General features: G+C 68.2%; 9 protein-coding genes and 1 other RNA gene. 9 read left to right on the top strand and 1 reads right to left on the bottom strand.

Going from position 1 to position 12549, the window contains the following annotated elements; all coding sequences use genetic code 11:
- Position 1: 1 nt before the first annotated feature.
- A complete protein-coding gene (locus ABTV68_RS16035; protein WP_433674694.1) occupies positions 2 to 1021 on the bottom strand; it encodes an AAA family ATPase in 1020 nt (339 codons plus the stop codon).
- Between the two features lie 129 nt (positions 1022 to 1150).
- On the opposite strand from ABTV68_RS16035, the gene ffs reads away from it, so the two are divergent.
- The 9 genes from ffs to recR all read left to right on the top strand — a co-directional run bounded on the left by ffs (position 1151) and on the right by recR (position 12526).
- Positions 1151 to 1247, top strand: an RNA gene (gene ffs, locus ABTV68_RS16030) — signal recognition particle sRNA small type.
- A 148-nt stretch (positions 1248 to 1395) separates the two neighbouring features.
- Positions 1396 to 1905 carry a hypothetical protein gene (locus ABTV68_RS16025; protein ID WP_433674693.1) on the top strand — a complete coding sequence of 170 codons (510 nt, stop codon included), beginning with the start codon at positions 1396 to 1398 and terminating at the stop codon, positions 1903 to 1905.
- Positions 1906 to 1918: 13 nt separating this feature from the next.
- Positions 1919 to 2239, top strand: a complete 321-nt coding sequence (locus ABTV68_RS16020; RefSeq protein WP_433674692.1) for a hypothetical protein — start codon at positions 1919 to 1921, stop codon at positions 2237 to 2239.
- A gap of 9 nt (positions 2240 to 2248) precedes the next feature.
- Positions 2249 to 4372 (top strand): phosphate acetyltransferase, encoded by a 2124-nt coding sequence (pta, locus tag ABTV68_RS16015; RefSeq protein WP_433674691.1) that lies wholly within the window; start codon positions 2249 to 2251, stop codon positions 4370 to 4372.
- A 1-nt stretch (position 4373) separates the two neighbouring features.
- Positions 4374 to 5597, top strand: coding sequence for an acetate/propionate family kinase (locus ABTV68_RS16010; protein ID WP_433674690.1), 1224 nt, complete (start codon positions 4374 to 4376; stop codon positions 5595 to 5597).
- 105 nt (positions 5598 to 5702) lie between these two features.
- Entirely contained in the window at positions 5703 to 6443 is a 741-nt protein-coding gene (locus ABTV68_RS16005) for an HAD family hydrolase (protein WP_433674689.1), read from the top strand.
- 35 nt (positions 6444 to 6478) lie between these two features.
- A complete protein-coding gene (locus tag ABTV68_RS16000) occupies positions 6479 to 8956 on the top strand; it encodes a glycoside hydrolase family 65 protein (RefSeq protein WP_433674688.1) in 2478 nt (825 codons plus the stop codon).
- A gap of 286 nt (positions 8957 to 9242) precedes the next feature.
- Positions 9243 to 11933, top strand: coding sequence for a DNA polymerase III subunit gamma and tau (locus ABTV68_RS15995; RefSeq protein ID WP_433677631.1), 2691 nt, complete (start codon positions 9243 to 9245; stop codon positions 11931 to 11933).
- Positions 11933 to 12526 carry a recombination mediator RecR gene (recR, locus tag ABTV68_RS15990; RefSeq protein WP_433674687.1) on the top strand — a complete coding sequence of 198 codons (594 nt, stop codon included), beginning with the start codon at positions 11933 to 11935 and terminating at the stop codon, positions 12524 to 12526. The genes ABTV68_RS15995 and recR overlap by 1 nt, the downstream gene beginning before the upstream one ends.
- Positions 12527 to 12549: the final 23 nt, after the last annotated feature.

Genomic DNA, 12549 nt, shown 5'->3' with positions numbered 1-12549 from the left:
GTCAGCGGCGGCTCGCGATGGGCACCGCAACTCGGCGTGTGAGCCCGGACAGGACCTCGTCGATGATCTCGTCGTTGCTGGCACGACCGAGCGCCGTCCGCGTGGGAAGCAGGCGATGCGCGAACACGGGGGAGAGGAGGTCAGTGACATCGTCGGGCAGCACGAAGTCGCGGCCGTCCAGCGCTGCCCAGACCTTTGCCGCACGCACCAGCTGCAGCGTGGCGCGCGGCGAAGCACCGAGCCGAAGATCGGGGTGCACTCGGGTCGCCTGCGCCAGGCGCACCACGTACTCCTCGATGAGCGGCGACACGTGGATTCCTCGTACGAAGCGGATCATCGCCGTGATCTCGGCGGCATCGGTGACGGGACGGAGCTCGCCGAGCGGGTTGCCGGTGTCGCGCTGGCGGATCATCGCCTGCTCGGCCTGAGCGTCCGGGTAACCCATCGACAGGCGCACCAGGAATCGGTCCCGCTGCGCTTCAGGAAGTGCGTAGGTGCCGTCCATCTCGAGGGGGTTCTGCGTCGCCACCACGATGAAGGGCGCCGGCAGCGGGCGGGATAGACCGTCCACGGTCACCTGACGCTCCTCCATCGCCTCCAGCAGTGCGGACTGGGTCTTGGGCGACGCGCGGTTGATCTCGTCCGCGATCACCACATTCGCGAAGATCGCACCCGGCTTGAACTCGAACTCGCGTGTGACCGGATTGAACACCGACACGCCCGTGACGTCGCCGGGCAGCAGATCCGGGGTGAACTGGATTCGACGGACCTCGGCGTCAACGGACGCGGCCAGCGCGCGGGCTAGCATCGTCTTGCCGACGCCCGGCACGTCTTCGATCAGCAGGTGGCCTTCGGCGAACAGACACACCAGCGCGGCGTCGATTGCGGCACGCTTGCCGTCGATCACGCGCTCCACCGACTCCACGATGCTGCCCACGACCGCGGAGAAGCGATCCTGATCGACCGCAGCCCCCGCGTGGTCGGTTGCTGGCGGCGCTGCCGGAGTGGTGCCCTGATCCATCGGAATCCTCTCGTCCGCGATACCCGCTCGCGCGGGTGGGGCGGTGCCCTCGGGTATGACAACACCGTCCGGGCACACTCTAACCGGGCCAGGTGGTCAGAGGATGCGCGCGGAGCTTGTTAGACTGATGTCAGCTCTCCGCGCGGCGGTATCCAGGCCAACTCCCCCAGGACGGAAACGTAGCAAGGGTAACCGGGCTCTGCCGGGTGCGCGGAGAGTCTTTTCATGCCCGGGACATTCGTGTCGCCGGGCATTCTGCTGTGGCCGACGGTGCTCTGACGCTAGTGTGAGCCGATGCGCAGCATGGATCAGATGTTCTTCAGCCCGACCTGCAGGTCTGAAGAGCGTGTGTGGACACTCGCGATGGAACGATCATGAATGTCGAGTTCGTCTTCGGGACGGTTATCTTCCTCATCTTCCTTCACGTCAGTCCGGTTGCGCTGCTGACTCCGATGAAACTCCAGCGCGCCTTCTATTCCGCGAACGCCGCTGTATACGGCCCGCCGCCTCAAACGGAGGACGAGGTCGATGACGATGGTCAGCCGCTGACGCCGGAGGAACGGGAACGACGGCTGTTGAAGCCCGGACAGGCGCAATTCTGGGGCGTGTGTACGCTTGTCATCGCCGTCATCGGCTTTCCTCAGGTGACAGCCCAGATCGGGCTCGCCCCCGAGCACTCGGTGAACCCGTTTCTGGCAACCGCGTTGGCGTTGATCGCCGGAATGTCCGTCGCTGCCATCGGACTCCTCTGGCCTCCGACCCCCATCGTCCGCCGCAGGCTGCCATTTCTCGCAGCGCATCCCGGCGCGACCACGAGCGCGCTGCTCTTCATCTGGGCCGCAACGATCAGTGCACTCGTCGCGCACCTGTTCGGATTGTTCTGAGCCGATGCGACCGGTGGAAGACACCCTCAACCTCCACGACCTCGTGGCGCGGGTTCCGCTGGAGCGCGTGGATGCGGCGGTGCTGGTCTACGGACTGGACGCCGCATTCGTACGCATCGAGGACATCGTCGCCATCGAACAGCAGCGCGATGAGCGTGGCATCGACCTGTCGCCGCCGGAGCAGCGCCTCGCCCGGATGTACTTCGAACTGGATCGGATCGAAATCTCTTCGGCGATCCGCGAAGCCGCGGCGCTCGTCGCCACAACGTCGAAGGACGCCCATCGCCTGCCTGCACTGAATATCTCCAGCCCGCCCCGGCAGCGCCCCGCCTAGGCTGGAAGCGTGGCGAAGAGCATCTACATCACGTCAGCTGAGGGACACACCGGCAAGTCCGCGATCGCGCTGGGCGTGCTCGACCTCCTCACTCGCACCACGGCTCGCGTGGGGGTGTTCCGCCCCATCACGCGCTCGCGTGATGAGATCGACAGCGTTCTCGCGATGCTGCTCGATCACGACGGCGTCGACCTGGATGCGACCTCCGCCACCGGCGTCACCTATGACGATGTGCGGGCGGACCCGGAGGCTGCGCTGTCGCAGATCGTCGAGCGATTCAATGCGGTGAAGTCCCAGTGCGAGACGGTCGTGATCATCGGCAGCGACTACACGGATGTGGCGAGCCCCACCGAGCTCGGTTTCAACGCGCGCATCGCGGCGAATCTCGGAGCGCCCGTGCTGCTCGTGCTCGGCGGTCGCGCTCAGCTCGGACAGGGGGAGCAGCTCGGTACGACCACCGCTCGCAACGCCGCCGAGATCGCGGCTACTGCTGACATCGCGATGACAGAGCTGCGCCACAGCCGCGCTCACCTGCTCGCGGCGATCGTGAACCGCGCCGATCCCGCGCAGTCCGAAGCGATCATCGACGCGGTCTCCGCGGCCATCGTCGCTGATGGTGCCGCGCCGGGAACCCCGGTGTGGGCGATCCCCGAGGACCGCTCGCTGGTCGCACCGTCGGTGCGCGGAATCATGCAGGCGGTTGATGGACGTCTCATCCAGGGCGATCCGGAGCTGATGACCCGCGAGGTGCTCTCCGTGGTGGTCGCCGGCATGTCGATGGTCAACGTGCTGCCGCGGCTGCAGCAGGACGCGATGGTCGTGATCGCGGCAGACCGCACCGATGTGCTGCTGGCGACCCTGCTCGCCAATGCGTCCGGGACCTTCCCGTCCGTGTCGGGCATCCTCCTCAACGGGCCGTTCCCGCTTCCCGAGGAGATCACGCGCCTGCTGGATGGTCTGTCCTCATCGCTTCCGGTGATCGCGACCGACCTGGGAACGTACGACACCGCGCTGCGCGTGATGCGCACCCGCGGCCGGCTCGCCTCCGACTCCCGCCGACGCCTCGACCGAGCGCTGACACTGTTCGACACCAGCGTCGACACCGAGGTCCTCGCGCAGGCGCTCGGTGTCGCGAGCACCGATGTGGTCACGCCGCTCATGTTCCAGTACGCGTTGGTGGAGCGGGCGCGTGCCGACCGCCGCCACATCGTGCTCCCTGAGGGCGATGACGATCGCATCCTTCGCGCTGCGGCCACGCTGGAGGCGCGGGGAGTGGCGGAGCTCACCATTCTCGGCGACGAGCAGGCCGTGCGGGCACGCGCGGTGGAACTCGGCGTCGACCTGGGCGGTGCTCACATCCTCAGCCCGTTCGATCCCGAGCTCGTGAAGACGTTCGCCGAGGAGTACACGCGTCTGCGCGCGCACAAAGGAATGACTCTCGAACGCGCCGCAGACACCGTCACGGACGTCTCCTACTTCGGCACGATGATGGTCCATCTGGGACTCGCGGACGGCATGGTCTCCGGAGCCGCGCACACCACGGCACACACCATCCGTCCGGCGTTCGAGATCATCAAGACCCGTCCGGGAACCTCTGTGGTGTCCAGCGTGTTCCTGATGGCGCTCGCGGATCGCGTGCTGGTCTACGGCGACTGCGCCGTGATCCCGGACCCCACCAGCGAGCAGCTCGCGGACATCGCAATCTCCTCTGCGGCCACCGCATCGCAGTTCGGCATCTCACCGCGCGTCGCGATGCTGTCGTACTCAACGGGGGAGTCGGGATCGGGTGCCGATGTCGACAAGGTGCGCGCCGCGACCGCGCTCGTGCGTGAGCGAGCGCCGGAGCTGCTGGTGGAGGGGCCGATCCAGTACGACGCGGCTGCGGATGCGGCCGTCGCAGCGGCCAAGATGCCCGGATCCGAGGTGGCCGGACGCGCCACAGTGTTCATCTTCCCGGACCTGAACACCGGCAACAACACCTACAAGGCGGTGCAGCGCTCCGCCGGTGCGGTGGCCATGGGACCGGTGCTGCAGGGCCTCAACCGGCCGATCAACGACCTCTCGCGGGGCGCGCTGGTCGAGGACATCATCAACACCGTGGCCATCACGGCCATCCAAGCGCAGGGGATCTGACATGAGCGCAGTGCTGGTGATCAACAGCGGCTCCAGCTCGTTCAAGTACGAGCTGCTGGAGATGGACGGCGAGCGCGTTCTCGCGAGCGGCCTGGTTGAGCGCATCGGGGAGGCGACCGGCGCGATCCACCACACCGTGCATGCTCCGGCAGGCGGCATCCAGGTGGCGATGCAGAAGGCTACCTACGACCGCGACGTGCCGATTCCCGACCACACCACCGGCTTCGCTCTGATGCTCGCGGCCTTCGATGAGCACGGACCGCGGCTCTCCGAGAATCCGCCCGCGGCGGTCGGGCACCGGGTGGTGCACGGCGGTGCGCGATTCTTCGAGCCGACGGTGATCACGCCGCTGGTGGAGATCAACATCGACGATCTCTCCACGCTCGCCCCACTGCACAACCCGGGGGCCGTGGAGGGCATCGTCGCCGCGAAGCAGGCGTTCGCGGATGTGCCGCACGTCGCTGTCTTCGACACCGCTTTCCATCAGACACTGGAGCCCGCGGCCTTCACCTACGCGATCGACGCAGACGTGGCACACCGCCACCGCATCCGCCGCTACGGATTTCATGGCACCAGCCACAAGTACGTGAGCGAGACCGCCGCAGCCTTCCTCGGCCGCGACAACGCTGAGCTGAAGCAGATCGTCTTCCACCTGGGCAACGGGGCCTCCGTCACGGCGATCGACGGCGGACGCAGCGTCGACACGTCGATGGGGTTCACTCCGCTCGAGGGCCTCGTGATGGGGACGCGCTCCGGCGACCTGGACCCGGCGGTCCTCTTCCAGCTCGCGCGGCGTGCCGAGATGAGCACGGATGAGCTGGATCGGCTGTTGAACAAGCAGTCCGGGCTTCTGGGTCTCGCCGGTGTCTCGGACATGCGTGACGTACTCGAGGGGCGTGAGCGGGGTGACGAGCGGGCCAAGCTGGCCTTCGACGTGTACATCCACCGCTTGAAGCACTACCTCGGTGCCTACCTCGCGGTTCTCGGCGGAGTGGACGTGATCTCCTTCACAGCGGGCGTGGGTGAGAACGCGGCGGCCGTGCGTGCCGCCGCGCTCGCCGGTGCCGAATGGGCGGGCATCGCACTGGATCCGGAACGCAACGCCACCCGCTCCGCAGGAGCCCGCGTGATCTCCACGGATGAGTCGCAAGTGACCGTGCTCGTCGTGCCCACGAACGAAGAACTGGAGATCGCCCGTCAGACGCTGCAGGCCGTCGCGAGCTAAGGCACGCGAGGGCTCACCCGTTCGTGTGCAGTGGAACGGTTCCACACCATAACCTGGGCCGAGTGCGCGCAGGGTGCGCGTCAACCCGTCCGATTCGGAGGAGCAGTGGCCGAACTGCCCACTGGTGCAGCTGTTGATTTGACCGCCTACGACGCGGTGCTGTTTGACCTTGACGGGGTGCTGACGCCCACCGCCGAGGTGCACATGCACGCGTGGCAGAGCATGTTCGACACCCTCTTCGAGGAGTGGGACATCACGCCTCCGTACACCTCCGAGGACTACTTCCAGTACGTCGACGGCAAGAAGCGCTACGACGGCGTCGCATCGCTGCTGCGCTCCCGCGACGTCGAGGTACCGTGGGGCGACCCGTCCGACCCGGTCACCGCCGACACGGTGTGCGGCATCGGCAACCGTAAGAACGTGGTCTTCACTCGGGTGCTGCGCGAAGAGGGCATCGAGCCGTACGCCGGATCGCTTGCTCTCGTCGACGCTCTGGTGGCTCGCGGCGTCCCGCTCGCCGTGGTCTCCAGCTCCAAGAACGCCGTCGAGGTCCTCGACGCCGCGGGCATCGCCGATCGCTTCGCTGCCGTGGTCGATGGCGTGGTCGCCGAGCGTGACGGACTGCCCTCCAAGCCTGCGCCGGACGTGTTTCTCCGTGGCGCGGCCGATCTCGGTGTTGCTCCTTCTCGCGCCGTCGCCGTGGAGGACGCCATCAGCGGCGTGGAATCCGCTGCCGCAGGCGGCTTCGCACTCGTTATCGGCGTCGATCGCGGCGTCGGTGCGGACGCCCTCCGTGCCGCCGGTGCGCACGTCGTCGTCGGTGATCTGGCCGACCTCCTCACCTGAACCCCATCCGATCCCTCTCGTTCCTGAAAGCAGACATGCTCGATCGCGATCGTTTCCCTGTCGACCCCTGGCGTCTCGTCGAGACCCGTGTGAGTGCGGAGGACAAGGGCCTCACCGAGACCCTCTTCTCCGTCGGCAACGGCTATCTCGGCCTGCGCGGCAACCATCCGGAAGGACGGGACGCGCACGAGCACGGCACGTTCGTCAACGGATTCCATGAGACCTGGCCCATCCGTCACGCCGAGCAGGCGTACGGATTCGCTGAGGTCGGTCAGACCATCGTCAACGCCCCGGACGCGAAGATCATGCGCGTCTACGTCGACGATGAGCCGCTGGTGCTGGAGACGTCTGAACTGCTGGAGTACCGTCGCGAGCTCGACATGCAGGCCGGCGTCCTGCGCCGACACCTCCTCTGGCGTACGCCGGCTGGTAAGAAGGTGCGCGTCAACCTGGAGCGGCTCGTCTCGTTCACGGATCGCCACCTGACCCTGCAGCGACTGTCCGTGAGCGTCGACACCGATGCGCCGGTCGCGATCAGCAGCCAGATCGTCAACCGTCAGGACGGCGAGGACGTCTTCGGCGGTGCCGCGCCCGCTCGCGGTCACGGCACCGCGAAGTTCGACCCCCGCAAGACCGAGCGCATCAGCAACCGCGTGCTGCAGCCGCAGGAGTTCTGGGAGGACGGGGATCGTTCTGCGCTGTCGTACCGGGTGACCAACTCCGGCATGACCCTCGCCGTTGTCGCCGATCACGAGATCGCGACGGCCAACGACTACAATACACGCAGCCTGATCGAGGGCGACATCGCCAAGACGGTGTACCGGGTGCAGGCACGCGCCGGAGTTCCCATCACAGTGACGAAGACGGTCGCGTACCACTCGTCGGAGATCGCCCCCGCGCGCGAACTGGTCGACCGTGGACGTCGGACGCTCGATCGGGTGCGCGCGGATGGCGCGGACGCGGTGTTCACCGCGCAGCGCACGTTCCTCGACGCGTTCTGGAAGCGCTCCGATGTCCGCATCTCCGGTGACGACGAGGTGCAGCAGGCCGTGCGCTGGGACCTCTTCCAGCTCGCGCAGGCCGCTGCTCGGGCCGACGCGCAGGGCGTTCCCGCGAAGGGCCTCACCGGCTCCGGGTACAGCGGTCACTACTTCTGGGACACCGAGGTGTACGTCCTCCCGTTCCTCACCTACACGTCTCCCGACTGGGCTCGCAATGCCCTCCGGATGCGCGCGATGATGCTCCCGGCGGCTCGCCGGCGCGCGGCGGCGCTGAACGAGGCCGGTGCCCTGTTCCCCTGGCGCACCATCAACGGCGAAGAGGCATCGGCCTACTATGCCGCCGGTACCGCGCAGTACCACATCAACGCAGACGTCGCCTTCGCCGTGGCCAAGTACGTGCGTGCCACCGGGGACGTCGATTTCCTCCACCGTGAGGGAGCCGACATCGTCGTGGAGACCGCTCGCATGTGGTCGACCCTCGGCTTCTGGCGGGAGAACGGCGATCACACCTTCCACATCCACGGCGTGACCGGCCCCGACGAGTACACCACCGTCGTCAACGACAACCTGTTCACCAACGTGATGGCTCGCTTCAACCTCGCCTATGCGGCGAGTGTGGTGCGCGAGATGGCGGTGGCTGCACCCGAGGCGTATCGTGCGCTGGCGGATCGTGTCGGTCTGGAGCTGGGGGAGGCGGATGCCTGGCAGTCCGCCGCGGACGCGATGCACATCCCGTTCAATGAGCACCTCGGCATCCACCCGCAGGACGCGCTGTTCCTGGATCGTGAGGTGTGGGACCTCGACAACACGCCGGCGTCGCAGCGCCCGCTGCTGCTGCATTTCCACCCGCTGGTGATCTACCGGTTCCAGGTGCTGAAGCAGGCCGATGTGGTGCTGGCGCTGTTCCTGCAGGGCGACCAGTTCTCCGCCACGCAGAAGCTCGCCGACTTCGACTACTACGACCCGCTGACCACGGGTGACTCCACGCTGTCCGCGGTGGTGCAGTCGATCCTGGCGGCAGAGGTCGGCTATCGCGACCTGGCGATGGAGTACTTCCTTCACGCTCTGAACGTGGACCTTGCCGACCTGCACCACAACACGGCGGACGGCGCGCACATCGCCTCGGCCGGCGGTGTGTGGACGGCGCTTGTGTCGGGCTTCGGTGGCATGCGTGATCACGGCGGGCAGCTGTCGTTCGATCCGCGCCTGCCGGCGGCCTGGCCCGAGCTGGCGTTCCCCCTGGACTGGCATGGTTCGCAGCTGCACGTGACCGTCACGGAATCCGAGCTGCGGGTCAGCGTCGAATCCGGCGATGCGGTGGAGTTCACCGTCCGCGGCGCGTCTCACACCGCCGCGGTGGGAGCCGACGCGGTCGTGGCACTGGCGGATCAGGGCCCGGTGCTCGAGGGGCGGCCGACAATCAGCGATGTCGCGCGTGGGCGTCGAGAGGACGGCAGTTACATCACGGCGAGCATTCCGCCGACGGGCGTCATCGACGTCGCCGCGGAATAGCGGACGTGCGCGAGGGGCGGGCCACGGATGTGGTCCGCCCCTCGCGCGTATCCGCCGGTGGTGTTTGCTGCGACGGGATGCGGCGAACGCATGATCATGCGGCGAACCGATGAGGATTCTGGCGAGTCCCTCATGCATTGGGCGCATGTTCATGGTTTGGGGGTGCCGGGCGCGGGCTGAGGCTTGAGTGGGGACACCCGCCGGACTCAATGTCGGTGCCCTCCCGTAGGCTGGAGGGGTGACCACAGCCCTGTACCGCCGCTACCGTCCGGAGACGTTCGCCGAGATGATCGGGCAGTCGCAGGTCACCGATCCGCTGATGACCGCGCTGCGTGCCGATCGCATTGGCCACGCCTACCTGTTCTCGGGTCCGCGTGGATGTGGAAAGACCACGTCAGCCCGTATTCTCGCGCGCTGCTTGAACTGCGCCGCTGGCCCCACAGACACGCCCTGCGGCGTGTGCGACAGCTGCGTTGAGCTGTCGCGCAGCGGAGGCGGATCCCTCGACGTCGTCGAGATCGACGCGGCGAGCCACAACGGTGTCGACGACGCGCGCGACCTACGCGAGCGCGCCGTGTTCGCCCCGGCCCGTGACCGCTTCAAGATCTTCATCCTCGATGAGGCGCACATGGTCACGCAGCAGGGCTTCAACGCCATGCTGAAGCTGGTGGAAGAGCCTCCGCCGCACGTGAAGTTCATCTTCGCCACCACGGAGCCGGAGAAGGTGCTCGGCACCATCCGTTCGCGTACCCATCACTATCCGTTCCGACTCGTGCCGCCCGCCGCCATGCTCGACTACGTCGGCAGCCTGTGCGAGCAGGAAGGCGTGTCTGTGGAGCCCGGCGTGCTGCCGCTCGTGGTTCGCGCCGGTGGCGGATCTCCGCGAGACACCCTGTCGCTGTTGGATCAGCTCATCGCGGGATCCGAGAACGACAGCGTCTCCTATGAGCGTGCCGTCGCGCTGCTCGGCTACACGCACAGCGAGCTCTTGGACGCCGTGGTCGACGCGTTCGCCGCCGACGATGCTGCGGCCGCATTCGCCGCCGTGGACCGCGTGGTGCAGACCGGTCAGGACCCGCGACGATTCGTCGACGATCTGCTGGAGCGACTCCGCGACCTCATCATCATCGCCGCCGCGGGTGCCGGAGCCACCGCCGTTCTTCGCGGTGTTCCCGCCGACGAGCTGGAGCACATGGCGCGACAGGCGGCGGCGACCGGGGGAGCCCGTCTGTCTCGGACGGCGGACCTGGTGTCGGCCGCCCTGGACGACATGACCGGCGCCACCTCGCCGCGCCTGCATCTGGAGCTTCTCGTGGCGCGCGTGCTCGCGGGCACCGGCGCCATCGATGGTGCCGTGCCGGTGGCACCCGGTGCTCTCGCGGCGGGAGCGACGGCGCCCGCTGCGCCTGCTGCGGTGCCCGCTGCGCCTGCGGCTGGTCCGTCGGCGCCTGCTGGAGCCGCCCAGCCGGTCGGCTCTCGGGAGGCGTCAACGCCGGAAGCACCGCGTCCGGTTGCTGGGTCCTCGACGCCATCGCCCGCACTAACGACGTCCACGCATACCGGCGCCGATGCCTCGTCTGCGCCGACCGCTCAGGAGCCCCCCACGACCACGGCCGCTGAGGGGCCGAATTCCCGCGCGGCCGGGGGCGGCAATCAACCGGCAGACGAGGACGTGCGCGCAGCGTTGCCCGATGTCTCGGGCGCTGCGCCTGCGGGTGCTACTGCCGGTGAGTCGACGGACGTGTCCGACGGCGATGACACCCACCACGACACTCCGATGTTCGCGGTAGAACCCGACGCCCCGGAGGCAGAACCCACCACGACGGAGGGCTCAGCGACGCACGCAGGGGGTGGCGACGCAGGTGTGGACGACGCGCCCCAGACCGGCGCGCCGGCCGCGGCTTCCCTCGGTGCGACGTCGCTGTCGACCCCGAGCGACGCAGAGCCGCCCGCGGTCTCGACGGGTTCCCCGGCTACGACTCTCGCCGGTGCTCCGGCTCCGGTCGGCGCTCCGGCTGCGACCGACGCCGGAGCTGCGACCGACGCTCCGGCTCCCGCCGACGCTCCGGCTCCCGCCGACGCTCCGGCTCCCGCCGACGCTCCGGCCCCGGTGACTCCCTCGGTACCGCAAGCTGTCGCGGCGGACTCTGCTCCCGCACCGGCCGCGACCTCTGCTGCCGCCGATGCACCCGCCGACGCGGTCGCGCCGATCACCGTGCAACGGATGAGGGACGCTTGGCCCGAGGTGCTCCAGCGCCTCGAAGCCATCAATCGCGCGTCTTGGCTCGTTGCCAGCGACGCCCGCGTGCTGGCCTTCGAGGGCGACGTGCTCACCCTCGGCTTCCAGAGCCAGGCCGATGTCGCAGCCTTCAAGAAGCTCAACGCCGGGGCCGGTCCGAGCGAGGATCTCCGCGCGGCGATCATCGACGTGCTCGGCGTGCGGGTGAAGTACCTCGCGCGCCACGACCGAGCGGCGGCTCCGCTGCCGGGTGCGCCGGAGGCACCCGGACCCGGTTGGCGGACCGACGCACCAGCGCCTTCGATGCCCGCCGATGACGGCTGGTACCCATCCGACGAAGCACCGCCCGAAGAGGACGAGGCGCCCGAAGACACCGGGCGGCGCCCCGCTTCTCGCCCCCCTCAGACGTCGAACGCGAGCACTCCGCCCGCGGGGCGTGCACCCCGCTCGGCCCCGGCCGCCGCGGCGCCCGTCACCGACTGGGCCGTTGCCGCGATCCCCGGTGGATCCACGCCGTTGTCGGTGCCTGCCGCGGCGGAGCAGGCACCCGCGGCACCGGAACCGGAGCCCGACCCGGAGCCTGACCCGGTCGAGGAAGAACAACGGCCCACGGTCTCGTCTCGATCCATTGACATCGGTGATGGCCGCCAGCGCTACGGCGAGGCGGTCGTGCGACAGGTGCTCGGCGCCACCTTCGTCCGCGAGGAACCCTACGAGCCGCCCACGAGGTTCGCCTGATGTACGACGGAATCGTTCAAGAGCTGATCGACGAGTTCGGTCGCCTGCCGGGAATCGGGCCGAAGTCCGCGCAGCGGATCACCTTCCACATTCTGCAGACGCCGAGTTTCGACGTCTCGCGGCTGTCAGCGCTGCTCGTCGACATTCGCGAGAAGGTGCGGTTCTGCGAGGTGTGCGGCAACGTCTCGGAGCAGGACCGGTGCGCCATCTGCCGTGACCCGCGCCGCGACCAGAGCCTCATCTGCGTCGTGGAAGACGCGAAGGACGTCGCCGCGATCGAGCGCACACGCGAGTACCGCGGTCTGTATCAGGTGCTGGGCGGCGCGATCAGCCCCATCGCCGGTGTCGGTCCCGATGACCTGCGAATCTCCCAGCTGCTGTCGCGGCTCGCGGACGGCACGGTGCAAGAGGTGATCATCGCCACCAACCCGAACCTGGAAGGCGAGGCGACGGCCGCCTACCTCAGCCGCCTGCTCACCACGATGCAGATCTCGGTGACCCGACTCGCGTCCGGCCTTCCGGTCGGCGGCGACCTCGAGTACGCCGATGAAGTCACCCTGGGCCGTGCCTTCGAGGGACGCCGTGCTGTCTGACGGCGCCCCGACGACGCCGAGGG

Source organism: Microbacterium gorillae (assembly GCF_050990725.1).
GTDB classification, from domain to species: Bacteria; Actinomycetota; Actinomycetes; order Actinomycetales; family Microbacteriaceae; genus Microbacterium; species Microbacterium gorillae_A.
The sequence above is the reverse complement of the archived record's forward strand: the minus strand, read 5'-3'. Positions and strand labels throughout refer to the sequence as shown.